The sequence below is a fragment of the Arachnia propionica genome, assembly GCF_003932785.1.
Lineage (GTDB): Bacteria > Actinomycetota > Actinomycetes > Propionibacteriales > Propionibacteriaceae > Arachnia > Arachnia propionica_B.
The window spans coordinates 43,314-68,220 of sequence record NZ_RQYT01000005.1 but is presented as its reverse complement, the minus strand read 5'-3'; the positions used below and the strand labels follow the sequence as shown (position 1 = coordinate 68,220).

The window sequence follows — 24,907 nt, the reverse complement described above, 5'->3', positions numbered from 1 at the left end:
CCTTACTTCAGGACGAAGGCGAGGGCGATGGCGATGATGGCGAGCGCCTCAACCACGGCGAAGCCGATGAAGGCGGTGCTCATCATGGCGCCACGGGCCTCAGGCTGACGGGCGGTGCCGTTGATGACGGACGCGAAGATCCACGCCACGCCAAGGGCCGGGGCGATGGTCGCGATGGCGTAGCCGATCATGTTGAGCGAGCCGTTGATTTCCAGGAGGGTCAGCATGATGTTCCTTTCGGATGGCTCCTGAACCGGGATTGGCCAGGAGTCGGATTGCGGGTCAGTGCGCCTCGGAGATCGAGGTGGACACGTACTGGGCGGTGAGGACTGTGAAGATGTAGGCCTGGAGGGCCCCGATGAACAGCTCGAGGAAGAGGATGGCGAAGCTGAAGGCCACCGACACCCCACCCGAGATGTTGAAGAACAGGTTGTTCTGGTAGGTCAGCAGGAACGACCCACCGACGACGAAGACGAGCACGACGAGGTGGCCCGCGAACATGTTGGCGAACAGACGCAGGGCCAGCGTGATGGGCCGCGTGATGAAGGTGGCGAGGAACTCCAGCGGGATGATGAGCGGCAGCAGGTAGGGCGGGACCCCCTCGGGGATGAGGGCCTTCTTCAGGAAGCCCATCCCGAACTTCTGGAAGCCCGCGCCGACGTAGACGCACCAGGACAGGAAGGCCAGCCCGTAGGCGAAGCCGACGTTGCTGAAGGTCGGGAGCATGAACAGGAAGAACTCGCCGAACCAGTTGTTGACCAGCAGGAACGAGAACAGCCCCAGCAGGTAGGGCAGGAAGCGCCTGTAGTCGGAGTGGAGGATGTCGCGGGCGATGCCGTTGCGCACGAAGTCGTAGAGGTACTCCGCGAAGAACTGCCGCTTCGTGGGCTTGAGCTGGAGCCTGCGGGAGGCGAACCACCACAGCGCGATCACGAGCAACGCCCCGATGACCGCCTGCCAGAAGGGCTTGTTCATCCAGATGGGGGTGCCGGGGATGACCGGGGTGTCGAAGATGAAGTCGTTGACACTCGGAGGGGTGTACCCACCGTCAGGGCCGCTCTCCAGCGGAAGATGCCAAGGGATCACGCGCCGCTCCCGTATCTCTTGATGATCATGTAGATGCTGGTCACGAGCCCCAGGATGAGGCCGAGTGGCAGCAACCACGAAGTCTTCCAGTAGTGATCTCCCAGCCAGCCGAGCCCTCCGTAGAAGAGCAGTCCGGCGAGGATGTAACTGAGCACGACCATGCCGTCTTCGGTGCTGCCACGCTGCGCGGACTTGTCCTCGGTCTCTGGTCTGCTGCCCATGTCGGGAGTGAGCCTAGCGGAAAATCCCGCCGGTCTCACACCCGGGCGTGGGCGCCCCTCACTCGTCGTGGGCATCGTAGATCGGGACCCGTTGTCGGGCGGCGGTGACGACCACTCCGGTGGTCCAGGCCAGGACGGTGGCGATGACCGCGGCAGCCAACCAGCCGGGGTCGATCGCCGGCCCGATGGCGGGATGTCCCAAGAGGTACCACAGCCCCGCTCCGATGCCCGTCACCCGCAGTGCGTAACTGGCCAGCACGAGTCCGAGCCCCTGCACCGGATCGAGTTCGCAGGCCACCACCTCGATGGCCTGCCCGACGGAGAAGAAGATGACGACGGCGGCGAAACCGAGGAGAGCCCCCATGAGCGCCTCGGATCCCGCCGTGAGCGCCAGCCCACACACGGCCAACCCCAGTGCGTGGCCCGACACGAGACCGCCGATCATCATCTGTCTGGCCCGTCGCGTCGCCCCGGTGACCCGACGTTCACGAGGCATGGGCGTCCGCCTTCGTCACTCGGTGGGACACGAAGGTGACCACGAGCAACAGCGTCGTGGCGACCGCCAGCCCCCACCACGTCGCCGGATGGTTCAGCAGCACCGTGCAAACGAGGCCACCGGCGACGATCGCGGTCCAGGCGTAGAGGATGAGAACCGCCCCGCGATGGCTGTAGCCCCGGGCCATGAGACGGTGGTGCAGGTGCTGCTTGTCGGCCACGAACCAGTGCTGGCCGCGGGCCGTGCGTCGGATGTAGGCGAGGACCAGGTCCACCATGGGCAGGAACAGGGTGGCGAAGGGCAGGAGGATGGGCAGCACGGCCGGCCACACGTCGCCCGGCTTGTCACTGAGGGCGCTCGGATCAACCTGTCCCGTGAACGAGACGGCACTCATCGCCATGAGGAACCCCAACAGCATCGCCCCCGAGTCGCCCATGAACATCCGGGCGGGCTGGAAGTTGTGTCCGAGGAAGCCGATGCAGACGCCCACCGTGGCCGCTGTGAGGAGGCTCGCCGTCGTGGCGCGGCTGAGTTCCTGCTCGTAGGCGAGCACATACGAGTAGGCGAAGAACGCCCCCGCCCCGATCGCGACGACCCCGGCGGCCAGCCCGTCGAGACCGTCGACGAAGTTGACGGCATTGGCGCACAGGGCGATGAAGAAGACCGTGATGAGGATCGACGTCGCGTCGTCCAGGCTGAACACGGCGTTCGGCAACGGGATCCAGAAGATGCGCACACCACCGAGAACGGCGATCCCCGCGGCCAGCACCTGGCCGCCGAACTTGACCAGGGCGGGCAGGTCGTACTTGTCGTCGAGCACCCCGACGAGGCAGATCACCCCGCCGGCGAGAAGAACCACCCCCGCGTCATATCCGACGTTGGCGAAGCGCGAGAGGAAGGGCATCTGGACGGCGAGCAACAGGCTGACGGCCAGTCCACCCAGCATCGCGATCCCACCGAAGTACGGTACGGGGCGGGTGTGCACGTCGCGGGTGCGGACCTGCGCGATGACGTCCCATCGCACGGCCAGCTGTCGGCACAGACCGGCCAGCAGGTAGGTCGATGCCGCTGCGACGAGGAGGACGAGGAGGTACTCGCGCATCAGACGACCTGGATGTCCGGGAGGAGTTCCCGGAGGTCCTCGACGCTGATGGCCCCCTCGCGGAGCACCCGACCCTGTTCCTCCACGGTGAAGTCGACGATGGTCGATGCCGCTCCCCCGGCCGCCTCTCCCCCGTCGAGGTAGACCGCGACGGCATCCTGCAGCATTGCCCTGGCCTCCTCGGCGGTGGTGGCGGCGGGCGAGCCCGAGATGTTGGCTGAGCTGACGGCGAGCGGTCCCGTCCGACGCAGCAGGTCCCGGGCGTCGTCATGGGCCGGGACGCGGACCGCGACGGTGCCCTCGGCGTCGCCGAGGTCCAGGGTGAGGGCGCGTTGCGCCTCGAGGATGATGGTCAGGGCGCCTGGCCAGAAGCGTTCGATGAGCGTCGTGGCGGCCTCGGGGATCCCTGCGGTCAGCGCCGGGAGCATGGTGGACTCGGCGATGAGGACCGGGACCGGCATGTCCCTGCCCCGCTGCTTCGCCTCGAGGAGCCGACCCACGGCCTCGGGGTTGAACGCCCCCGCACCGATCCCGTAGACGGTGTCCGTCGGCAACACGACGCACTCACCACGAAGCACTGCTTCACGAGCCGCCTCGAGGGCGGAAGCCTTGTCGGTTGCGAGGGAGAACATCTGGGACCCGGTTTCGTTCACCCGCCCATCCTGCCACGTCTGGTGAGGCAGTGACGGGGTCGGCCCGCGAGGTCCGTCACGACGCGTGGCGACTCGAACTGCGGCGGCGCGAACAACGTCGCCATGGCCTCGCCATGGGATTCATCATGCTCGAGGGCGAGCAGGCCGCCGGGGCGGAGCAGGCGCAACGCCACCCGGCGCACCACCCGGATGGCATCGAGGCCGTCGGGGCCCGAGAACACGGCCTCCTCCGGGTCTGAGGCGATCTCGCGCGGGAGGCTGTCCTTGAGCCCCTCCGGGACGTAGGGCGGGTTGACCACGACGACGTCGACCCGGCCGTCGAGGTCGTGGAACGCCTCGGCCATGTCACCGAGGCGGATGTCGACGTCGAGCCCGGCGAGGTTGCGCTGCAGCCACGGCCACGCCGCCTCGGACCTCTCGACGGCGTGCAGGAGAAGACCACCGCGTTCCGTCGCGAGACTCCTCGTGATGGCGCCCGAGCCGGCGCAGAGCTCGACGACCCGCTGCCCCTCGGGCCGGGAGGAGAGCTCGTCGAGCACCAGATCGACGAGCAGTTCGGTCTCGGGTCGGGGAATGAAGACTCCGGGACCGACCGCCACCTCGCCGTAGCGGAAGGCAGCGGCTCCCGTGATGTGCTGCACCGGCTCCCCGGCCATCCTCCGTGCAACCAACGTGTCGATCGCCGAACGTCGCCCGTCGTCCACGGAGTGCAGCACCAGCGCTGCGCCGTCGCAGTCGAGGGCGTGACACACCAGCCAGCGGGCATCCGCCATGGGGCTCGTCACCTGCGCCAGTGCCAGCTGCTCCGCGACCTCCAGCACCACGTCCCAGGCCCGCATCACGCCGTTCACCGGGCGGTGCCGAGCCGCTCGGCCAGGTCGGCCTCGGCCAGAGCGTCGAGGACAGGGGTGAGCGCCCCCTGGAGCACGAGGTCGAGATTGTGGGCCTTGAAGCCGATCCGGTGGTCGGCGAAGCGGTTCTCGGGGAAGTTGTAGGTCCGGATCCGCTCGGAGCGGTCCACAGTGCGCACTTGGGATCTGCGGGCCTGCGACGCCGCCTCGGCGGCCTGAGCCTCTGCGATCGCGGCGAGACGGGAACGCAGCATCCGCATCGCCTGTTCCCTGTTCTGGAGTTGGGAGCGTTCGTTCTGGCAGCTCACCACCACCCCCGAGGGCAGATGGGTGATCCGCACGGCGGAGTCCGTCGTGTTGACCCCCTGTCCGCCCGGACCGGAGGCCCGGAAGACGTCGATCCTGAGGTCCTGGTCGTTGATCTCGATTTCCTCCGCCTCGACGTCCGGGGAGACGAGGACCCCTGCGGCGGAGGTGTGGATGCGTCCCTGTGTCTCCGTCACGGGGACCCGTTGCACGCGGTGCACCCCACCCTCGAATTTGAGGCGCCCGTACGGCCCCACCCCTTCGACGGCCACTCCCTTCACCGCGATGGTGACGGTCTTGAACCCCCCGAGATCGGTGTTCTGGGCGTCCATCACCTCGACGCCCCAGCCCACCGATTCGGCATAGCGCTGATACATCCGCAGCAGGTCCCCCGCGAACAGCGCGGACTCCTCGCCGCCCTCCCCGGACTTGATCTCGAGGATGGCATCGGCGTCGTCGTTGGGATCCCTCGGGGCCAGTAGGCGGGTCAGCCTGGCCGTCACCTCGTCGAGGCGCTCCTGCAACTCGGCCACCTCATCGTGGAAGCCGTCATCCAGCTGGGCCAGTTCCTTGGCGGCCTCAAGGTCCGCGGCGATGCTGCGATGCGCTGCGAGTGTCTCGACGATCGGGCGCAACGACGCGTAACGCCGACCGACCCGGCGCATCAGCACCGGGTCGGTATGCGTGGCGGGATCCGCCAGCTGGGATTCCAACCGGTCGAACTCCTCGACCAGCGGCAGAGCGGACTCAAACACCGGGTGGAGTCACTTCTTCTTGGCGTACATCCGCTCGAAGCGGGCCACGCGGCCACCGGTGTCGAGGATCTTCTGCTTGCCGGTGTAGAACGGGTGGCACTCGGCGCACACATCGGCGCTCAGCGACCCCTTCGTGGCGGTGCTGCGGGTGCTGAAGGTGTTGCCGCAGGTGCAGTGCACCGTGGTCTCGACGTAATCGGGATGGATTCCCTGCTTCATGGTCTTCTCCTGTTCGTGGTTTCCCCGGGTCGCCCTCACGCGAACGTGATGCGGGCGTGAACCGGCACAAAAGACAATTCTGCCAGCGGGAGGGCTGGGAACCAAACGGTCAGCCGTCCTGGGCAGGCGTGGTCTTGAGGACGCTGAGCAGGAACTCGTGATTGTTCTGCGTCTTGCGCATCCTCGCCAGCAGCGTCTCCAACGCGGCCTGGTCGTCCAGGCCGGAGAGGGCACGACGCAACTTCCAGATGATGTTGAGCTCGTCACGGCCGAGGAGGAGGTCCTCGCGGCGCGTCCCCGAGGCGTCCACGTCGATCGCGGGGAAGATCCGCTTGTCCGCCAGCTGGCGGGCCAGACGCAACTCCATGTTGCCGGTGCCCTTGAACTCCTCGAAGATGACCTCGTCCATGCGCGACCCCGTCTCGATGAGGGCCGTGGCGAGGATCGTCAGCGAACCGCCGTTCTCGATGTTGCGGGCGGCGCCGAAGAACTTCTTCGGCGGGTACAGGGCGGCGGAGTCGACGCCACCGGACAGGATGCGCCCGGAGGCGGGAGCGGCCAGGTTGTAGGCGCGTCCGAGCCGCGTGATGCCGTCGAGCAGCACCACGACGTCATGGCCCAGTTCCACGAGACGCTTGGCGCGTTCGATGGCGAGTTCCGCGACGACGGTGTGGTCCTCCGCGGGACGGTCAAAGGTCGAGGCGATGACCTCTCCGGAGACGGTCCGCTGGAAGTCGGTGACCTCCTCGGGCCGCTCGTCCACGAGGACGACCATGAGGTGCACCTCGGGATTGTTGGCGGCGATGGCATTGGCGATGTTCTGCATCACCATGGTCTTGCCCGCCTTGGGCGGGGAGACGATGAGGCCACGCTGGCCCTTGCCGATGGGGGCCACGAGGTCGATGACCCTGCCGGTCAGTTGCGTGCCGACCGTCTCCAACCGCAGCTTCTCCTGCGGGTAGAGCGGGGTGAGCTTGGCGAACTCGGGCCGATTCCTCGCCTTCTCGGGCTCATCGCCGTTGATGGAGTCGATGCGCACCAGGGGGTTGTACTTCTCCTTGCGCTCACCCTCCCGGGGCGTGCGGATCGCGCCGACGATGACATCGCCGCGGCGCAGTCCGTAGCGGCGCACCATCGGAAGGGGCAGGTACGCGTCGTTGGGTCCCGGCAGGTAGCCAGTGGTGCGCACGAAGGCGTAGTTGTCGAGGATGTCGACGATGCCCGACACGGCTGCCAGGACGTCGTCCTCGGAAACCGTCGGTTCGGCATCCAACCGATCCAGGCCGGAGGAGCCCCGATTCCGTCGGTTCTGACGGTCCCGGCTGCGTCGGCGACGGCTGCGGCGTCCCCCGTCCTGCTCCTCCTCGAAGCGGCTGGCCCCCGCGCTGGCCGGGGGCAGGCTCGGGGTGTTGGTTGGCTGACCCAGTGCCATCGCGAGCCGCTCACCCACCTCCTCGTTGGTGGCCTCCTGCGAGGCCTTGTCACGATCCTTGTTGCGGTCGCGACGACGACGATTCCGCCCACCCTCGTGCGGGGCGTCGCCCGCGGGGCGATCCTCGCGAGGAGCCGCGGGCTGTTCCGCCCGGGGCTGGGGAAGTTCAGGCTGCTCCGCCTTCTTCTCCCCGACCTTCGGCTCCTCGGTGCGCCTCGGGCGTTCGGTGGGGGCCTTGCGGGATGGGCGCGCATTGGCGGTGATGGCGTCGATGAGGTCGCCCTTGCGCATGCCTGAAACGCCCTTGAGTCCCAGCTCGGAGGCCATCTTCTTGAGCTCAGGGAGCTTCAGGCCCGACAGGGAGTTGGTTCCGGATTCGGTCACGGAATGCCTTTCCAAGATTCTGGAAACCGGGAGGATGCGAACCACTGGTCCCGGTTGCTGTGAGGTCCCCGCGCGACTCATTGGCGGCGCATGCTGGCACGCCGGCGCAGTGGTGACTGCTGCGTAGCCTACCACAGGGCGCGTCCCTGCTCAGAAATCCCGCGAAATCAACTCCAGCCCGTGACCGATCCCGAGGTCGCGCCGGATGAACCCGTCGTGCCGGACAGTGCTGGTCGGCCCCAGTTGTTCGGGCAGTCCAATCGCCAGAACGGTCGGACCCGCGCCCGAGATGACGGCGGGCACACCCTCGGCCCGCAACCGCGACATCAGATCCCACGACTCGGGCATCAGCCCCGCACGGTACTGCTGGTGGAGCCGATCCTCCGTGGCCGCGAGCAGCAGGTCTGGACGAAGTTCCAACGCCTTCGGCAAGGACGCGGCAGCAATAGCCTGCGCCACCGCGTCAGATCGGGGCACGGCCTCCGGGAGCACCGAACGCGCCCCGGCGGTTGGCACCTCGAACTCCGGGACGAAGACGACGCAACGCAGTCCGGCCGCCGGGTCCAGGTGGAGGAGTTCCACGTCCTCGTCATGGATCCAGGCCAGGATCGCTCCCCCGTGCACGGCGGCCCCCGCATTGTCGGGATGGCCCTCCAGGAGGGAGGCGAGGCGAGCGAGTTCCACCGGGTCGGGGGCCTCCCCCGGACGGGCGATACCGTGCGCGAGTGCGCATCCGGCGGCGATCGCCGCGGCGGAGGAACCGAGGCCCCGCGAATGTGGGATGGTGTTGTGGGCGGCGAGCCGCATTCCGGACGGCATCGTCACCCCCCATTGCCGCAGGCAGTGCTCGATCGTCGCGATGACCAGGTGGGAGCTGTCCCGGGGCACCGACTCGGCACCCTCCCCCGTCACCTCGATGACGAGGCCGGGGGCGTCGAGGGTCTCGAGGGTCAACTCGTCGTACCAGTCCACCGCGAGCCCGATGCAGTCGAAACCCGAGCCGAGGTTCGCGGTGGTGGCGGGCACGCGGACGCTGAGGATCACGTTCCCTCGATGCGCATGTAGTTGATCGCCTCCGCGACGAAGGACGCCTCGCGGAGCTCCGCGATGACCGCCTGCAGGTCGGACTCCCTCGCCTGGTGGGTCATGAAGTTCAGACTCGCCGTGAAGCCGTCCGTGCGCCCCAGGCCCTCGAGGTACGACTGCTGACACGTCTGGAGCGAGACGTTGTGGTTGCCGAAGATGGTCGCGCACTTGGCGAGGACACCGGGCTTGTCCTCCACCTGGAATCGGATGTAGTAGCAGCTGGTCGCCTCCCCGATGGGGGCGACCTCACGCTTCGTGTACCCGGTGCTGAGGTGACTGGCGGTCCCCCTGACCCGGTTGCGCGCCACCGTCACGACGTCACCCATCACCGCTGATGCGGTGGGGGCGCCGCCCGCTCCCTGTCCGAGGAACATGAGCTGCCCCGCCTCCACCGACTCCACGAAGATCGCGTTGTACGCTCCGGAGACGGCCGCCAGCGGATGGGTCTTGGGGACCATCGCCGGGTGCACCTTGACGATGACCCGGTCATCATCGGTGAGTTTCGCCACCGCGAGCAGCTTGATGACGCAGCCCATGAGGTCCGCTGCGACGATGTCCGCCTGGGACACCCGGGAGATGCCCTCGCAGAAGACCTCGGAACGTTGGATCGAGGTGTGGAAGGCCAGACCCGCGAGGATCGCCGCCTTGGCCGCGGCATCGTGGCCCTCCACGTCCGCGGTGGGATCGGCCTCGGCGAAACCGAGCTGCTGGGCCTGGGCGAGGGCCTCGTCGAAACTCACGTGCTGGGTGGTCATCTGGTCGAGCACGTAGTTCGTCGTCCCGTTGACGATTCCCATGACGGTCCGAATCTCATCGCCCACGAGGGATTCGCGCAGCGGACGGATGATGGGGATCGCCCCCGCGACGGCGGCCTCGTAATAGAGATCGACCCCGTTTGCCATGGCGGTGGCGCTGAGCCCAGCGAACTGCTCGGCCAGCAGCGCCTTGTTCGCGGTGATGACGGAGGCCCCTGCGTTCATGGCCTCCGTCAGCAGGGTGGCGGCGGGCTCGATCCCACCGATCACCTCGATGACGAGGTCGAGGTCACCGCGTTGCACGAGGGCGTGCACGTCGGTCGTGAACAACGACGGGTCGATGCCCGGTCGCTGGGTGTCCGCGCGTCGCACCCCGATGCCGACGAGTTCGAGAGGGCGGCCGATCCGCTGTCGCAGCGTCTCCGCCTCGCTCGTGAGGATCCGCGCCACCTGGGATCCGACCACACCCGCTCCGAGCAACGCCACCTTGAGGGGCGCTGTGTCCTCCCCCATGTTCACTCCCCTACGTCCAGACGCATCATGTCATCGAGGGTCTCGCGACGCAGCAGGGTGCTGACCCGCCCCTCGTTCACCGCCACGAGGGGCGGTTTCGGAAGCTGATTGTAGTTGCTGGCCATGGAGCGGCAGTACGCCCCGGCCCCGGGCACTGCGATGAGGTCGCCGGGGGCGAGGTCCCGTGGCAGGAAGACGTCCCGGATGAGGATGTCGCCGCCCTCACAGTGCTTGCCGACGACCCGGGTCAGGACCGGCTCGGCGTCGGTCGTGCGATTCGCGAGGGCGCACGAGTACTCGGCGGCGTACAGGGCGGGCCTGATGTTGTCACTCATGCCCCCGTCTACGGAGACGTAGGTGCGGCTGCGCCCGTTGTCGAGTTCCACGACCTTCACCGTGCCCACCTCATAGAGTGCGATCCCGGCCGGCCCGCAGATGGCGCGTCCCGGTTCGATGCTGAGCTGGGGGCACGGGATCTGGAAGGCACGGCACTCGTGGTCGAGGATCTCCCGGAAGGCGTCGGCCAGCTCGCCGGTGGTCTTCGGCGAATCCGCCTCCGTGTAGGCGATGCCGAAACCGCCGCCCAGGTCGAGTTCCGCCAGTTGCACCCCGGTGGCGGTGCGGAACTGCTCGGCAAGTCGGAGGGTGCGCCGGATCGCGACCTCGAAGCCGTGGGTCTCGAAGATCTGGGATCCGATGTGGGAGTGGATGCCGCGGAGATCCATGTGGGGCGAGGACTGGCAGCGGACCAGGCCCGCGAGGGCGTGCCCCCCCAGGATGGACAGGCCGAACTTCTGGTCCTCGTGGGCCGTGGCGATGTACTCGTGGGTGTGCGCCTCCACACCGGTGGTGACCCGCACCAGGACCTTCGCGACCGTGCCGAGCTCGGCACAGATCGTCTCGATCCGATCGATCTCGTTGAAGGAGTCCACGATGATGCGCCCAACCCCCTGCTCGAGAGCGTGGCGCAGTTCGTCGAGGGACTTGTTGTTGCCGTGGAAACCGAGCCGCTCCGCGGGCATCCCGCCCTCGAGCGCGATCCGCATCTCCCCCATCGTGGTCACGTCGAGCCCCAAACCCTCCTCGGCGACCCAGCGGGCGACGGTTCTCGTCAGCAACGCCTTCCCGGCGTAGTAGACGTTCCACCCGGCGAAACTGTCCCGGAAGGCCCGGGCCCGGGCACGGAAGTCCTGCTCGTCGAGAACGTAGACGGGAGTTCCCTGCTGTCGTGCGATCTCCGTGAGCGGGATCCCCCCGACGACGATCCTCCCCTCCGGGTCCCGTTCGGTGCCCCTTGGCCACAGCGCCGTCTGCAGTGCGTTGAGGTCCGTGGGCACCGTGAGCCACTGGGGTCCGCCCTGGGCGACATCCGCGTGGATCGACCCGGCGATGTGGGTGTGAGTCATGGCCCCCAAGCCTGCCAGAGGGAACGACCGGACACGCCACGGGTTCATCAGGTGGCACTTCTCGCCGAGTTTGCTACCCTTTCTCAGGTCGCGATGCTTCGTGACGAGTTCAGCCCCCGTAGCTCAGGGGATAGAGCACCGCCCTCCGGAGGCGGGAGCCGAGGTTCGAATCCTCGCGGGGGCGCTGGACGGCCGGGTGATCCGGCGCAGCTATCTGCCAGGGGGGTCGGGTTTGACGGAGGCCGCGCCACCCCGCCCGCTGGACATCCGGCGAGCGAAGTGGGCCATTGTCCTCACCACGCTCTTCCTGGCCACCCGGGCACTCAACGTCTGGTTCTGGCGCATCCCCTCCGTCGATTTCGTCCAGAACGATGTCTCCTACTACGGCTACTGGCTGTGGTGCCTCCTTGGTGACGGTGCCGGTGACGCCAACTGTCAGGCGGCGCTGGCCAACGGTGGGGTCATGGCGGAGTATCCGCTGCCCGCGGTCTGGTTCCTCCAATTCGTCTACACCCTGGGGGCTCCCGTCCCCGGGTGGCTCCCCTGGTTCCTCCTCCTCGCCGCGATCGCGACCCTCTCGGCGTACGTCACGCTCCTGACACGCGGCCGCCGTCGCGCAGCCCGCTTCAGCGCGGCCGGGGGGGCACTGGCGACGATCATCGTGTGGTTCCTGGTCGCGCTACCGGGACGCTCGCAGGCCTTCGTCACCTGGACCCCGCTGTTCGCGTGCACCATGCTGGCGCTGGATGCCGTCGTGGCGATCCTCCTCTTCCGCCACGGTTCGGTGAGGGCCTGCCTGTTCTGGGTCCTCTACATCGGGGCGTGCGGCCCCATCGTGTGGTTCCGCTTCGACATCCTGACCGCTGCGGCCGTGGCCCTCGCCTGTCTGTGGGTCGTGCGCCACCCCCGCGTCTCGGGCGCCCTCGTCGGCCTGGGGGCAGGCATCAAGCTGTGGCCGGCCCTGCTCATCCTGCCGATGTCCACCCCGTCCCCCCTGCGTCCCGGTCCCTCGCGATCCCGGCTGCTCGGTTTCGTCGTGATGGGGGCCGTGCTGGGGGGACTCTCCCTCCTCGTCGGCGGTTGGGCCCGGTCGGTCTCCCCCCTGTCCTGGCAGTCGGCCCGCGGCCTGCAGATGGAGTCCGTCCCCGCCACCCCGATCCACGTCCTGCGCACGTGGACGAGCGATCCGAGCTGGACGATCGCCCTCAGCGAGTACAACGCCATCGAGCTGTTCGGCCCGGCCACCGGGCACCTGCTGCGCGTCTCGACCCTCCTGACCGTTGGCTCCATCCTCCTCACCCTCGCCCTCACGTGGCGCCTCGCCCGGAATGTCGACGGCGGCTCGAGGCATCAGCCCCAGGCCGTGATCCTCTGCGTCCTGGCAGTGGTTCTGGCGACGATCGTCGCGAACAAGACCCTCTCCACCCAGTACGTCCAATGGTTGGCCGGTCCGCTCGCGGCCTGCCTCGCCCTACCGGGTGAACGGTGGCTGCGGCGCCCGCTCGTGGTGGTCGCCTCCCTGCTGCTCGCCGTCGCGGTTCTCACCCAGTACACGTATCCGTGGGGCACGTTGGGCATCATGGCCCTCCCCAACGGTGAGGGGATCGAAACCGCTGCCCTCGTGGGCCGCAATCTCCTGCTCGTCCTCCTCGCCGGCCTGGTCGCGGGCCTGGCGTGGCGCGCAACGCGGTCCTCCGGTCCCGGGACGGCCCCGGAGCTTTCCACCCGGGGCGCGGCGTCGTCAGATGACACCCACTCGGAGAACCTCTAAGCTGGCCGCGGGCGAAGAAGCCTTTCGTCCGGTCAAGCAATCTCACGAAGGGGATAGTGGCTAACGCCGCTGGCAAAGATGTCGAATCCTGAGTCCACTGAAGCGTTCGGAGCGAACTCCTGGTTGATCGATGAGATGCGCGAGAGGTGGGAACAGGATCCCGCCTCCGTTGATGCGTCCTGGCAGCGGTTCTTCTCGAAGGGCAACGCCACAGCGGCCGAGAAACCCACCCCCGCCCCAGCGCCGGCCCCGGAGGAGAAACCCACTCCCCCACCGGCCCCGAGGGAGCGCGCTCCCCGCGCGGAGTCCAGCCAGCCCGTGGTGGAGAGCCGCCTCGCCGCGACCACCGAGACCCCCGCCTCGCCCGGAACCGGCGCCGGACTCTCGGCGAATGCGCCGAACCCGTCCGTGCGAGAGGAGGCCGCCGCTGCCGAACCGAAGCTCACCGTGCTTCGTGGCGCACCGATGCGCACCGCGAAGAACATGGATGCGTCGTTGACCGTGCCGACGGCCACGTCCGTGCGGTCCGTCCCGATGAAGCTCGTCATCGACCAGCGCATCCTGGTCAACAACTTCCTCACCACCTCGAAGGGTGGCAAGGTCAGCTTCACTCACATCATCGCCTACGCCATGGTGAAGGCCCTCAAGACCGTCCCCGCCATGAACAACGCCTACGACGTCGTGGATGGCAAGCCGACGCTCATCGAGAATCCCTCGATCAACCTCGGCATCGCCATCGACCTGAAGAAGTCGGACGGCACGAGGCAGCTCCTGGTCCCCAACATCAAGGGATGTGAGCGTCTCAACTTCGCCCAGTTCTGGTCGGACTACGAGAAGGTGGTGGCGCGCGCCCGCAAGGGCGAGTTGACCGTTGCCGACTTCGCCGGGACGACCGCCACCATCACCAACCCCGGCGGCATCGGCACCAATCACTCGGTGCCACGGCTCATGAACGGTCAGGGGATGATCCTCGGGGTCGGCAACATCGACTACCCGGCCGAGTTCCAGGGCACCTCGATCTCGCGGATCACCGACCTCGGCATCTCCAAGATCACCACCCTCACCTCCACCTACGACCACCGGGTGATCCAGGGAGCCCAGTCCGGCGAGTTCCTCAAGGTGATGCACGAACTCCTGCTCGGCGCGGACGGGTTCTACGACGAGATCTTCGAGGCCCTGCGCATCCCCTACGAACCGCTGCGCTGGAGCCAGGACGTCTCCGCCCACCGCGCCAGCCAGGTGAGCAAGCAGGGTCGTGTGCTGGAACTCATCAACGCCTATCGTTCCGTCGGCCACCTCGTCGCCGACACCGATCCGCTGGAGTACCGTCAACGCTCCCACGAGGATCTCCGACTCGAGACGCACGGCCTGTCCATCTGGGACCTGGACCGGGAGTTCGCGCTGGGCACCTTCGGCGCCCAGAAGCGTTCGTACCTGACGTTACGGGACATCCTGCAGATCCTCCAGAACTCCTACTGCCGCACCGTCGCCTTCGAGTACATGCACATCGCGGATCCGCGTCAGCGCGAGTGGTTCCAGGAACGGATCGAGGTGCCGAGGCAGTCCCTCACGCACGAGGAGCACATGCACGCCCTCGACAAGCTCAACGAGGCCGAGGTCTTCGAGACCTTCCTCCAGACGAAGTTCGTGGGCCAGAAGCGGTTCTCGCTGGAGGGCGGCGAGTCCGTCATCGTCCTCCTGGACGAGGTCTGCCAGCAGGCCGCCACGGCAGGGCTCGACGAGGTCTGCATCGGCATGCCGCACCGCGGTCGCCTCAACGTCCTCACCAACATCATCGGGAAGCACTACGGGCAGATCTTCCGCGAGTTCGACGGCACCATCGACGTCTCGGGCACGGGTGACGTGAAGTACCACCTCGGCGCCGAGGGGCAGTTCGTGGCCAACAACGGGTCCACCATCAAGACCTCCGTCGCCGCGAACCCCTCGCACCTCGAGGCGGTCAACCCGGTCCTCGAGGGCATCGCCCGCGCCAAGCAGGACATGCTGGGTGGGGACGACCACCCGGTTCTGCCGATGCTGCTCCACGGGGATGCCTCCTTCTCCGGCCAGGGGGTGGTCTTCGAGACGCTCCAGATGAGCCAGCTGCGCGCCTACCGCACCGGTGGCACCATCCACGTGGTGGTCAACAACCAGGTCGGTTTCACCACGGCCCCCGTGGAGTCCCGCACCTCGACCTACTGCACCGATGTCGCCAAGGCCATCGCCGCCCCGGTCCTGCACGTCAACGGCGACGACCCGGACTCCTGCATCCGGGCCGCCCGCATCGCCTTCGCCTACCGGGAGAAGTTCCACAAGGACGTCGTCATCGACCTCATCTGCTACCGGCGGCGCGGCCACAACGAGGGCGACGACCCCAGCTTCACGCAGCCGAAGATGTACGACCTCATCGAGCAGAAGCGTTCGGTGCGTCGCCTCTACACCGAGGCCCTCATCGGTCGTGGTGACATCTCCGTCGCTGATGCCGAGAACGTCATGAACGCGTTCCGGAACCGGCTGGAGAACGTCTTCAAGGAGGTTCGCGAGGCCAAGACCTCCGGCTCCTCCATCCCGGAGGAGTACACGCGGGTGCCCTACTACCCCACCAAGCCGGAGCGTCGCCTCACCGAGATCACCCCGGAGATGATGAAGCGCATCAGCGAGGTGCACACCCAGCTGCCGGAGGGATTCACCCCGCACCCGAAGGTGATGCCGCAGCTCGAACGTCGCGCGGAGCAGATCCTCAACGGCCCCATCGACTGGGCGACCGCGGAGCTGCTCGCCATCGGCTCCCTGCTGATGGAGGGACGCCCCGTCCGCCTCACCGGTCAGGACTCCCGGCGAGGCACCTTCTCGCAGCGTTTCGCGGCGATCGTCGACCGGGTGACGAACGAGGCCTGGGTGCCGTTGAAGCACCTGAGCGAGGACCAGGGGACATTCGACGTCTACGACTCGCTGCTGAGTGAGTACGCCGTGCTCGGATTCGAGTACGGCTACTCCGTCGCCCGCCCCGACGCCCTCGTCATGTGGGAGGCGCAGTTCGGCGACTTCGCCAACGGCGCCCAGACGATCGCCGACGAGTTCGTCGCCTCCGGTGAGGCGAAGTGGTCCCAGAAGTCCGGTGTGGTGCTGCTGCTGCCGCACGGATTCGAGGGTCAGGGCCCGGATCACAGCTCGGCGCGTCTGGAGCGTTGGCTGCAGCTGTGCGCCGAGAATGCGCTCGCCGTCTGCCAACCGTCGACGGCCGCGAGTCACTTCCATCTCCTGCGCCAGCACGCCTACGTCAACTGGCACCGTCCCGTGGTGATCGCCACGCCCAAGTCGATGCTCCGCTCGAAGGCCGCCTCCTCCATGCCGGAGGACTTCACCTCGGGACGGTGGGAACCCGTCCACGACGACCCCTCCATCCAGGATCCCGCCAAGGTGACCAAGCTCCTCGTCTGCTCGGGCAAGATCCGCTGGGAGCTGGTGGCGAGACGGGAACAGCTGGGTCTCGACGGTTCCGTCGCCGTGGTGGCGCTGGAGCGGCTCTACCCCCTGCCCGGACCCGAGATGGCGAAGGTGTTGGAGCGGTACCGTCACGTCACGGACATCCGGTTCGTCCAGGACGAACCCGCCAACCAGGGACCGTGGCCGTTCATCTCGGTGCACCTCCCGAATGCCGTGGCCCAGCACTCCGACCTGCGTCTCAGCATGCGTCGAGTCGCCCGGCCGTGGTCGTCGGCGCCGTCGGTGGGATCCCTCAAGGTCCACCAGCAGCAGACCGAGGAACTCCTCAAGGCCGCGTTCGAGGACTGAGATGTACTTCACGGATCGTGGCCTCGAGGAACTGGCCGACCGGCGCGGGGAGGAGGAGGTCTCCTTCGCCTGGCTGGCGGATCAACTGCGCACCTTCACGGATCTCAATCCCGAGTTCGAGTCGGCCATCGATCGGCTCGGGTCGTGGCTGGCCCGCCTGGACGACGAGGAGGACTGATGCTGGACGCGCTCGCGACCAGGTTCGAGGAGTTGACAGGAGCCGCCCCGGAGGGCATCTGGTTCGCTCCCGGGCGGGTGAACCTCATCGGTGAGCACACCGACTACAACGACGGGTTCGTCCTGCCCTTCGCCCTCAGCCGTCGGGCCCACATCGCGGCCGGACACCGGGACGACGACCTCCTCGTCATGCACGCGATGGACCTCGACGAGACCGTCGAGGTCCCGCTCGACGACCTGGCCCCCGGAAGCGGGGGGTGGGCGGCCTACCTGGCCGGGGTGGTGTGGGCCCTGAGGGAAGCCGGCCACCCGGTGGGAGCCGCCTCGCTCGTGCTGACCTCCGACGTTCCGCTCGGCGCCGGGCTCTCCAGTTCGGCTGCCATCGAGTGCGCAACCATGGCCGCGCTGTGCGATCTGTTCTCACTCGACATCGCACCGATGCAGCGGGCCGAACTCTGCCAGCGGGCCGAGAACGTCTACGTCGGTGCGCCGACGGGATTGCTGGATCAGGCGGCATCGACCCTGTGCGCCAAGGATGCGGGCATGTTCCTGGACTGCCGCAGCCTCGAGGCGACGTCGGTTCCACTCCCGCTCGCCGCCCACGGGGTGGAGATCCTCGTGCTCGACACGCACACCCCCCACAGCCACGTCGACGGCGAGTACGGGGAGCGCAGAGCCACCTGCGAGGCCGCGGCACGGACGCTCGGCGTCGCTGCGCTGCGAGACGTCGAGGATCTCGATCGGGCCCTCGCCATGCTGCCCGACGAGCGGATGCGGAAACGGGTCCGCCACGTCGTGACGGAGAACGCCCGGACCTTGGCCGTGCTGCGCGCCGCCGAGGCGGGTCGGTTCGAGGAGATCCCACCGTTGCTGGATGCCTCACACGCCTCGATGCGTGACGACTACGAGATCACGGTCCCCACCGTCGACCTGGCGGTCGAGACGGCGAGGGGGGCCGGCGCGTTGGGCGCGCGGATGACCGGGGGCGGATTCGGCGGCTGCATCATCGCCTGGTGCCGCCTCGGCGAGGGTGAGCAGGTCGGTCGGACGATCGGCCAGGCCTTCGCGGAGGCCGGATTCGCGGCACCGACGTGGTTCGTCGCCCATCCCGACCAGGGCGCCGGGCGCACACGCTGACCCTGATCGCCAACCCTCACATTCACGAACAGAAAAAAGAGGGGTTGTTTCTCGCTTCCTACGGGGGTAAGGTTCATCCGCTCGCGAATTGTTTTCTGGACGCGGGATCACCACACGTATGGAGGGGCTCAACCAATGGATTGGCGGCATCGGGCGGCGTGCCTGACGGAGGATCCGGAATTGTTCTTCCCCGTCGGCAACACTGGCCCTGCCCTCCAGCAGATCGAGGACGCGAAGAGGATCTGCCAGCGGTGCGAGGTGAAGGACCAGTGTCTCTCCTGGGCGCTGGAGGCCGGTCAGGACCACGGGGTCTGGGGCGGCATGAGTGAGGACGAGCGTCGCGCCATCAAGCGGCGTCAGGCCCGCTCCCGCGTGCGCGCCAGCTGACCCCCCCCCACCGAGGGCGATTCTCACACGCCACAGGGGAGGACCAGCCTGGCCCGGGTACCCGTGGTCGACTCGGCGGGACCGATCTCCAGAGCTCCTCCCAGGTCCCCCACGAGGGTGGAGATGATGGCCAGACCGAGGCTCTTCTGGTTGCCCAGCTGGAATCCCTCCGGAAGGCCCACCCCGTCATCGATGACGTCGATGTACAGGTGGTCGTCATGACGGTGGGGCTCCACGATGACCCGGCCGGAACCACTCCCGAGGCCGTGCTCGATGGCGTTCTGGCACAACTCCGTGATGACCATGGCCAGCGAGGTTGCCGCCTCGGCACGGATCTCCCCGAAACTCCCCACCCTGGACGCCTCGACGGCCCCCGTCGTCGAGGCCAGATCCCCCACCATCCTGAGGATCCGGTCACACACGGCGTCGAAGGCCACATCATCGTTGATGGTGTGGCTCAGTGTGTCATGGACGAGGGCGATGGAGGAGACCCGCCGCATGGCATCCGTGAGGGCCTCCCGCCCCTCCTCCGACTTCAGCCGCCGGGACTGCATGCGCAACAGCGCGGCGACGGTCTGGAGGTTGTTCTTCACGCGGTGGTGGATCTCCCGGATCGTGGCGTCCTTGGTGACGAGCATGCGATCCCTGGTGCGCAGGTCGGTGGTGTCACGGCACAGAACCAACGAGCCCTGACGTTCCTGCTCGACGACGAGGGGCAGCACGACCAGACGCATGGAGGCGCGGGGCTGCTCCACGTCGAACACGGCGCTGCGTTGCTCCGCCAGGTCGGCCTGCACGGTCTGCCCCACGGACTCCACCCCCTTCATCACGCTGCGGATGAGAGTCGGGAAATCCTCATCGGCCACATCCCCGAGCGCGTTGAGGCGTCGGAAGGCGGTGATGGCGTTCGGGGAGGCGTAACTGATGCGTCCGGAGGGCTGGACCCGCAGCACACCGTCGCACACCCTCGGGGCCAGCGCCTTGTCGCTCACGGGGGCCAGCGGGAAACGCCCCTCCAACAACATGGAGGTCAGCATGTCAGCCGCCTCCAGGTAGTTCTCCTCCAGCGCCCCGGTGGCCCGCATCCCCATCTGGTTGGTGTGGCGCTCCAACACCGCGATGCAGCGCCCCCTGCGAAGGATCGGCACCGCCCACACGTCGACGGGGATTCCCGCGGACAACGCGTTGTCCCCCGTCTCGCAGACCTCGTGGCTGAGGAACGCCACGAGCACCTGATGCTCCAACTCATGGGAGATCCGTTCCCCGATCACGTCCTCCTCCAGGGCCGTCGGTCCGGTAACGGGACGGATCTGGGCGACGCAGGTGAACTCCTGACAGTCCTCGGAGTCGTCGTCGGGCACCCACAGCAGGAGATCGGAGAACGACAGGTCGCTCAACAGGTGCCACTGACTCCTGAACGCGAGAAGCCATTCGGCGTCGGACAACTGGTCCACCTCGGACATCACCATGGGCATACTCTGCCAGTTCGCAGCTGGTGACGTCACGACGGTTCTGGCACAATGGGCGGTCGCATCGCAACAGAAGGAGACCCTCATGGGCAAGACCGGTCGCAAGCGCCGCGCGCGTCGCAAGAGCAAGGCCAATCACGGCAAGCGTCCCAACGCCTGAGGACGCAGCGCGGAGGCTGAACCTCCGCCGTACCACGCCCCCGTGTCCGAGGACCGGGGGCGTATTCCGTTCCCCGCCGTCTACTCCTGACCCGAACGCTCCAGGCAGAGCAGCGTGAGTCGCTGACGCAGCATCGACGGCGCCGCTTCGAGCGGTTGACTGCGGTGGATCATGTGCGTGATGGTCTGCTCGATCTCGAAGCTCTCCATGCACAGCTCACAGGCGTGCAGATGTTCCCGGATCAGATCGGCCTCGACCTCCCCCAGTTCACCGTGGAGGAAGGCGTGCACGGCCTCCAACGCCCGGACGCACTCGTCCATGTCGTCGTGGTCATGGCTCCACATGACGGGATCGGTCATCGGGTCCTCCCGATGCCGCGCTCACGGGCATACTCGGCAAGCGCCTCTCGTAGCTGCGCCCGACCTCGGTTCAGTCTGGACATGACGGTGCCGACGGGGGTGTCCATGATTGCGGCAATCTCCTTGTAGCTGAAGCCCTCGACGTCCGCCAGGTACACGGCGAGCCTGAAATTCTCCGGCAGAGCAGCCATGGCCCCGGCCACGACGGCGTCCGGGGTCTGGTCGAGCGCCTCCATCTCGGCGGACCTCAGTCCCTGCGAGTCGTGGGCCGCCGCCCGCGCCAGCTGCCAATCCGTGACGTCCTCGTCCCCACTGACCTTCGGCGACCGTTCCGCCTTGCGCCACGTGTTGATGTAGGAGTTGGTGAGGATGCGGTAGAGCCAGGCCTTCATGTTGGTCCCGGGCTTGAACGATTCCCGCCCTTTCAACGCCTTGAGGTAGGTCTCCTGCACCAGGTCCTCCGCCTCCACGGGGTTGCGGGTCATCCGGAGGGCAGCGGAGTAGAGGCGGTCGAGGTGGGCCAGGGCCTCTTCCTCGAACGCCAGACCCAGGTCGGCCGCGTCAATCTTCACTGAGGGATCCATCAGGGAAGAACCTACCGCCATTTCGGCCCGTTCGAGCATCACGGTCGCGCTCATGTCCCCGACAACGCGTGCCACCTCCCCGGTATTCCCGGGCCGAAATCGCGGCGCCGGTCCCGAATCGGCCAAGGGATCGGTATGTTTGACGTCATGAGTCTGTTGCGCTTCCTCGCCCGTAGCCTCTTCGCGAGCGCGTTCATCGCCGACGGCGTCCGCAAGGTCACCAGACCGGCGGAACTGGCGCCGGACGCAGAGAGGTTCACCTCCACGGTCACCCCCCTCGTCCAACGTGCCGTACCTTCCGGGTACTCCTCCTACGTCCCCGAGCAGCCCGAGACCTGGGTCAGGCTCTGCGGCGCGGCCGAGCTGGCCGGAGGGGTCATGTTCGCCACCGGGATCGGTCGCCGCGCTGGGGCGTTCCTGCTGACCTGCGCCGCGACGATGGATGTGGTGAACGCACTGCCGAACAAGGACGCCGGTTCCGAGACCCGACCCCAGCGGGATCCGCGTCTCCTGCAGCGGGTTTCCATGCTCGGAGCTGCCCTGCTCGCCACCCGTGATCTCGAGGGGCAGCCCAGCCTCCGGTGGCGTCGCAAGCACCTCACCAAGAAGGTCAAGAAGGCGACGAAGCGGGCGGTGGGGTCCTGATCCCCGCTGCCCTGCCCACCCCGGGCGTCCCGGTCCGGGGTGGTGTCGAGGTACCGGGGTCCAAGTCCGAGACGAACCGGGCGTTGGTCCTCGCAGCGCTCGCCGATGGCCCGGCCACGGTGGTGGGTGCCCTGGTCTCCCGCGATTCGACCCTCATGATCGATGCACTGCGGGCGCTCGGCGTCGCGATCGATGCAACCGATGACGGTTCCCTCAGGGTCTGCCCTCCCCCGCGATTCACCGCGGCGCCGGACGGGATCGACTGCGGACTCGCCGGCACCGTCATGCGCTTCGTCCCACCCCTGGCGGCGCTCGCCGACGGTGTCACCCGGTTCACCGGCGACCCCCACGCCTCGCTGCGACCCATGGCGGGTCTCCTCGACGGGCTGAGGCAGCTGGGGGTGTGCGTGGACGGCGACGGCCTTCCCTTCAGCATCGGCCCGGGGACCCCCCGATGCGGCGATGAGATCGTCATCGACTCCTCCCCCTCCAGTCAGTTCCTCTCGGGCCTCATCCTCATCGGGTGCCGGATTCCCGGCGGGCTCAGGATCCGCCATGAGGGCGATTCCGTCCCGTCCCGCCCTCACATCGCGATGACCGTCGAGATGCTGCGATCCCGCGGCGTCGACGTCATCGAGCACGACTCCATGGCGTGGGAGGTGCGGGAGGGGGTCGTTCGCGCCCACGACACCGTGATCGAGCCCGACCTGACGAACGCAGCGGCCTTCCTCGCCGCAGCGGCTGTCACGGGCGGACGGGTTCGTGTCCCCCGCTGGCCGAGGCACTCCCTCCAACCTGGTGCCCTCTTCCTCGATGTCGCCACCGGGATGGGATGCGAGGTGATCGCTGAGGCCGATGCCGTGACCCTGCAGGGACCGCGACGTCTGCGCGGCATCGAGGTTGACCTGCACGCAGCCTCCGAGCTGACCCCCGTCGTCGCCGCCCTGGCCGCGACCGCCGAGGGCATCACCCGGATCACCGGCGTCGCACACATCCGAGGGCACGAGACGGATCGACTGCGGGCCCTCGCCACGGAACTCAACCGGCTGGGCGTGTCGGCCACCGAACTACCCGACGGCCTCGAGATCGAGGGAAGTCCGCTCCGGGAGACCGACCCGGTCGAACTCAGCACCTACGCCGACCACCGGATGGCCCATTTCGCCGCCGTCGTGGCGTTGACGAGAACCGGGGTGAGGGTTGACGACATCGGTTGCGTCTCGAAGACGATGCCTGACTTCATGACCCGCTGGACCGGCCTGGTCGACGCATGATGGCCCGCTGGCACGACGACCACGCCGCCTTCGAGCGGCCACGCAAACGCAGTCGCCCGCGCACGAAGGACAGGCCCGACTACTCCGACGCCCCCGTCGCGATGGTCGCCTCCATCGACCGCGGCCGGTACCGCTGCCTCCTTCCCGACGGACTCGCCGTCAGCGCCACCAAGGCCCGGATCCTCGGACGCAAGGGGGTCATCGTCGGGGATCGGGTTCGGCTCGACGGCGACGTCTCCGGTGATGACGGCACGCTCGCCCGCATCGTCGAGGTGGAGGAGAGACGCTCCATGCTTCGTCGCTCCGCGGACGATGCCGACACGTTCGAGCGTCCCATCGTCGCCAACGCCGACCAGCTCATGATCGTCACCGCACTGGCCGACCCTGAGCCGCGCATGGGCATGATCGACCGCATCCTCGTGGCCGCCTACGACGCCGGCGTGGCCCCCGTGCTCTGCCTGACCAAGGCGGACCTCGCGAGTCCCGACCTCCTCCGCGAGGCCTACGAACCGCTCGGGGTGCCGATCGTCGTGACCCAGCCCGGCAGTGACCTGGATCCAGTGCGGGAGCAGCTCGCCGATCTCACCACGGTCCTCATCGGACATTCCGGGGTGGGCAAGTCCACTCTCGTCAACGCCCTCGTGCCGGGAACCGGGCGGGCCACGGGCGCTGTCTCGGAGGTGACCGGGAAGGGACGCCACACCTCCACCTCGGCGGCTGCGATCGCCCTTCCGGGGGGTGGGTGGATCATCGACACACCCGGGGTGCGCTCCTTCGGCATCAGCCACGTGCGTCCGGACTCGTTCATCGCAGCGTTCAACGATCTGGCCGAGTTCGTCGAGCACTGCCCCCGCGGCTGCCGTCACGACTCCACCGCACCTGAATGCGGGCTTGACGAGGCCTTCCGCAACGGCCTCCTGGAGGGGGCCCGGTTGTCCTCCTTCCGCAGGATGGAACGGGCATTCGTGTGAGTCCGGCCGGTCTCGGCTAGGTTATGGGCATGGCCACCACCATCAAATCCCTCACCGACGACATCCGGTTGGCTCACGTCATGGCTGACGACGCCGACTCGATCTCCATGGCCCGCTTCAAGGCCCAGGACCTCAGGATCAAGACGAAACCGGACCGGACCCCGGTCACCGAGACCGACACCGCCGTCGAGGAGGCGATCCGACGCACGCTGTCCCGGACCCGACCACGCGACGCCGTCCACGGCGAGGAACTGCAGGACTCCGGGAGTTCACCGCGACGTTGGATCATCGACCCCATCGATGGCACCGCGAACTACCTGCGCGGGGTTCCCGTGTGGGCCACGCTGATCGCTCTCGAGGTCGAGGGGGAGATCGTCGCCTCCGTCGTGTCCGCGCCGGCGCTCCAGCGTCGCTGGTGGGCCACGAAGGGTGGGGGTGCCTTCACGGGACGTTCGATCCTCAACGCCACCTCGATCCACACGAGCCGGGTGAGCCGGATCGAGGATGCGTCCCTGTCCTACGCCAGCATCGAGGGGTGGATCGAGTCCGGGCGCGGGCAGGGTTTCGTGGATCTCATGCGGGATGTGTGGCGCTCCCGCGCCTACGGGGACTTCTGGAGCTACATGCTGTTGGCGGAGGGGGCCGTCGACATCGCATGTGAGCCCGAACTTCAGCTCTACGACATGGCCGCCCTCGACATCATCGTGCGTGAGGCTGGTGGCAGCTTCACCAGCATCGACGGTCGCCCCGGGCCCTATCACGGGAACGCGCTCGCCACGAATGGCCTGCTCCACGAGGCGGTGCTGGCGCGGCTCTCCCCCACGGAGGGCGCCGATGAGGCCGACGACCAGGAGGACACCACGGCACGCTGAGTTCGGGCGGGTACGGGGGCGAGGTCGATGTCGGCCTCGCCCCC

General features: G+C 67.8%; 26 protein-coding genes and 1 tRNA gene. 11 read left to right on the top strand and 16 right to left on the bottom strand.

Annotated features, from left to right (window positions below; all coding sequences use genetic code 11):
• Nucleotides 1-2 precede the first annotated feature (2 nt).
• The 13 genes from atpE to lysA form a co-directional block, all read right to left on the bottom strand.
• Nucleotides 3-227 carry an ATP synthase F0 subunit C gene (atpE, locus tag EII35_RS03975; protein WP_125227166.1) on the bottom strand — a complete coding sequence of 75 codons (225 nt, stop codon included), beginning with the start codon at nucleotides 225-227 and terminating at the stop codon, nucleotides 3-5.
• Between the two features lie 55 nt (nucleotides 228-282).
• Nucleotides 283-1,086 carry a F0F1 ATP synthase subunit A gene (gene atpB, locus EII35_RS03970; protein WP_260464999.1) on the bottom strand — a complete coding sequence of 268 codons (804 nt, stop codon included), beginning with the start codon at nucleotides 1,084-1,086 and terminating at the stop codon, nucleotides 283-285.
• Nucleotides 1,083-1,307 carry a hypothetical protein gene (locus EII35_RS03965; protein ID WP_125227165.1) on the bottom strand — a complete coding sequence of 75 codons (225 nt, stop codon included), beginning with the start codon at nucleotides 1,305-1,307 and terminating at the stop codon, nucleotides 1,083-1,085. Before EII35_RS03965 ends, atpB begins: the two co-directional genes overlap by 4 nt.
• Before the next feature lie 58 nt (nucleotides 1,308-1,365).
• Nucleotides 1,366-1,803 (bottom strand): hypothetical protein, encoded by a 438-nt coding sequence (locus tag EII35_RS03960; RefSeq protein WP_125227164.1) that lies wholly within the window; start codon nucleotides 1,801-1,803, stop codon nucleotides 1,366-1,368.
• A complete protein-coding gene (locus EII35_RS03955) occupies nucleotides 1,793-2,905 on the bottom strand; it encodes an MraY family glycosyltransferase (RefSeq protein ID WP_125227163.1) in 1,113 nt (370 codons plus the stop codon). The genes EII35_RS03960 and EII35_RS03955 overlap by 11 nt, the downstream gene beginning before the upstream one ends.
• Nucleotides 2,905-3,558, bottom strand: a complete 654-nt coding sequence (locus EII35_RS03950) for an L-threonylcarbamoyladenylate synthase (protein WP_125227162.1) — start codon at nucleotides 3,556-3,558, stop codon at nucleotides 2,905-2,907. Before EII35_RS03950 ends, EII35_RS03955 begins: the two co-directional genes overlap by 1 nt.
• Nucleotides 3,555-4,397 (bottom strand): peptide chain release factor N(5)-glutamine methyltransferase, encoded by an 843-nt coding sequence (prmC, locus tag EII35_RS03945; protein ID WP_125227234.1) that lies wholly within the window; start codon nucleotides 4,395-4,397, stop codon nucleotides 3,555-3,557. Before prmC ends, EII35_RS03950 begins: the two co-directional genes overlap by 4 nt.
• A gap of 8 nt (nucleotides 4,398-4,405) precedes the next feature.
• Nucleotides 4,406-5,470: a peptide chain release factor 1 gene (prfA, locus tag EII35_RS03940; RefSeq protein WP_125227161.1), complete on the bottom strand. Its 1,065-nt coding sequence runs from the start codon at nucleotides 5,468-5,470 to the stop codon at nucleotides 4,406-4,408.
• A 9-nt stretch (nucleotides 5,471-5,479) separates the two neighbouring features.
• The gene (gene rpmE, locus EII35_RS03935; RefSeq protein WP_125227160.1) at nucleotides 5,480-5,689 is read right to left on the bottom strand and encodes a 50S ribosomal protein L31; all 210 of its coding nucleotides are present in this window, start codon (nucleotides 5,687-5,689) and stop codon (nucleotides 5,480-5,482) included.
• Between the two features lie 109 nt (nucleotides 5,690-5,798).
• Nucleotides 5,799-7,448, bottom strand: coding sequence for a transcription termination factor Rho (rho, locus tag EII35_RS03930; RefSeq protein WP_464115350.1), 1,650 nt, complete (start codon nucleotides 7,446-7,448; stop codon nucleotides 5,799-5,801).
• Nucleotides 7,449-7,655: 207 nt separating this feature from the next.
• Nucleotides 7,656-8,549, bottom strand: a complete 894-nt coding sequence (gene thrB, locus EII35_RS03925; protein WP_125227158.1) for a homoserine kinase — start codon at nucleotides 8,547-8,549, stop codon at nucleotides 7,656-7,658.
• A complete protein-coding gene (locus EII35_RS03920) occupies nucleotides 8,546-9,859 on the bottom strand; it encodes a homoserine dehydrogenase (protein WP_125227157.1) in 1,314 nt (437 codons plus the stop codon). Before EII35_RS03920 ends, thrB begins: the two co-directional genes overlap by 4 nt.
• Nucleotides 9,860-9,861: 2 nt before the next feature.
• Nucleotides 9,862-11,265: a diaminopimelate decarboxylase gene (gene lysA, locus EII35_RS03915; RefSeq protein WP_125227156.1), complete on the bottom strand. Its 1,404-nt coding sequence runs from the start codon at nucleotides 11,263-11,265 to the stop codon at nucleotides 9,862-9,864.
• Nucleotides 11,266-11,377: 112 nt separating this feature from the next.
• Here lysA and EII35_RS03910 point away from each other — a divergent pair.
• From EII35_RS03910 to EII35_RS03890, 6 genes are all read left to right on the top strand, one after another.
• Nucleotides 11,378-11,449: transfer RNA gene (locus EII35_RS03910), tRNA-Arg, on the top strand.
• Between the two features lie 12 nt (nucleotides 11,450-11,461).
• Complete coding sequence (locus EII35_RS03905; RefSeq protein WP_125227155.1) at nucleotides 11,462-13,036, top strand: glycosyltransferase 87 family protein; 1,575 nt, start codon at nucleotides 11,462-11,464, stop codon at nucleotides 13,034-13,036.
• Between the two features lie 78 nt (nucleotides 13,037-13,114).
• Complete coding sequence (locus EII35_RS03900) at nucleotides 13,115-16,831, top strand: multifunctional oxoglutarate decarboxylase/oxoglutarate dehydrogenase thiamine pyrophosphate-binding subunit/dihydrolipoyllysine-residue succinyltransferase subunit (RefSeq protein ID WP_125227154.1); 3,717 nt, start codon at nucleotides 13,115-13,117, stop codon at nucleotides 16,829-16,831.
• Between the two features lies 1 nt (nucleotide 16,832).
• Nucleotides 16,833-17,009: a DUF6104 family protein gene (locus EII35_RS15825; RefSeq protein WP_185744152.1), complete on the top strand. Its 177-nt coding sequence runs from the start codon at nucleotides 16,833-16,835 to the stop codon at nucleotides 17,007-17,009.
• Nucleotides 17,009-18,145 carry a galactokinase gene (galK, locus tag EII35_RS03895; RefSeq protein WP_125227153.1) on the top strand — a complete coding sequence of 379 codons (1,137 nt, stop codon included), beginning with the start codon at nucleotides 17,009-17,011 and terminating at the stop codon, nucleotides 18,143-18,145. Before EII35_RS15825 ends, galK begins: the two co-directional genes overlap by 1 nt.
• Nucleotides 18,146-18,280: 135 nt before the next feature.
• Nucleotides 18,281-18,532 carry a WhiB family transcriptional regulator gene (locus EII35_RS03890; RefSeq protein ID WP_125227152.1) on the top strand — a complete coding sequence of 84 codons (252 nt, stop codon included), beginning with the start codon at nucleotides 18,281-18,283 and terminating at the stop codon, nucleotides 18,530-18,532.
• Nucleotides 18,533-18,555: 23 nt separating this feature from the next.
• On the opposite strand, the gene EII35_RS03885 is transcribed toward EII35_RS03890, so the two are convergent.
• The gene (locus tag EII35_RS03885; RefSeq protein WP_125227151.1) at nucleotides 18,556-20,001 is read right to left on the bottom strand and encodes a sensor histidine kinase; all 1,446 of its coding nucleotides are present in this window, start codon (nucleotides 19,999-20,001) and stop codon (nucleotides 18,556-18,558) included.
• Between the two features lie 85 nt (nucleotides 20,002-20,086).
• Between EII35_RS03885 and EII35_RS16685 the strand changes: the two genes are divergently transcribed.
• Nucleotides 20,087-20,161 (top strand): 50S ribosomal protein bL37, encoded by a 75-nt coding sequence (locus EII35_RS16685; RefSeq protein ID WP_395858221.1) that lies wholly within the window; start codon nucleotides 20,087-20,089, stop codon nucleotides 20,159-20,161.
• An 80-nt stretch (nucleotides 20,162-20,241) separates the two neighbouring features.
• Here the strand turns inward: EII35_RS16685 and EII35_RS03880 are convergent, their stop codons facing one another.
• Both EII35_RS03880 and EII35_RS03875 read right to left on the bottom strand, forming a co-directional pair.
• Entirely contained in the window at nucleotides 20,242-20,520 is a 279-nt protein-coding gene (locus tag EII35_RS03880) for a zf-HC2 domain-containing protein (RefSeq protein WP_125227150.1), read from the bottom strand.
• Nucleotides 20,517-21,104 carry a sigma-70 family RNA polymerase sigma factor gene (locus tag EII35_RS03875; protein WP_260464997.1) on the bottom strand — a complete coding sequence of 196 codons (588 nt, stop codon included), beginning with the start codon at nucleotides 21,102-21,104 and terminating at the stop codon, nucleotides 20,517-20,519. The genes EII35_RS03880 and EII35_RS03875 overlap by 4 nt, the downstream gene beginning before the upstream one ends.
• A gap of 147 nt (nucleotides 21,105-21,251) precedes the next feature.
• Between EII35_RS03875 and EII35_RS03870 the strand changes: the two genes are divergently transcribed.
• The 4 genes from EII35_RS03870 to EII35_RS03855 are packed head-to-tail and all read left to right on the top strand — an operon-like array spanning nucleotide 21,252 to nucleotide 24,863.
• Complete coding sequence (locus EII35_RS03870; RefSeq protein ID WP_185744151.1) at nucleotides 21,252-21,749, top strand: DoxX family protein; 498 nt, start codon at nucleotides 21,252-21,254, stop codon at nucleotides 21,747-21,749.
• A complete protein-coding gene (gene aroA / locus EII35_RS03865; RefSeq protein ID WP_125227233.1) occupies nucleotides 21,746-23,020 on the top strand; it encodes a 3-phosphoshikimate 1-carboxyvinyltransferase in 1,275 nt (424 codons plus the stop codon). Before EII35_RS03870 ends, aroA begins: the two co-directional genes overlap by 4 nt.
• Entirely contained in the window at nucleotides 23,020-23,991 is a 972-nt protein-coding gene (gene rsgA / locus EII35_RS03860; protein WP_125227232.1) for a ribosome small subunit-dependent GTPase A, read from the top strand. Before aroA ends, rsgA begins: the two co-directional genes overlap by 1 nt.
• Nucleotides 23,992-24,032: 41 nt before the next feature.
• A complete protein-coding gene (locus EII35_RS03855; RefSeq protein ID WP_125227231.1) occupies nucleotides 24,033-24,863 on the top strand; it encodes an inositol monophosphatase family protein in 831 nt (276 codons plus the stop codon).
• Nucleotides 24,864-24,907: the final 44 nt, after the last annotated feature.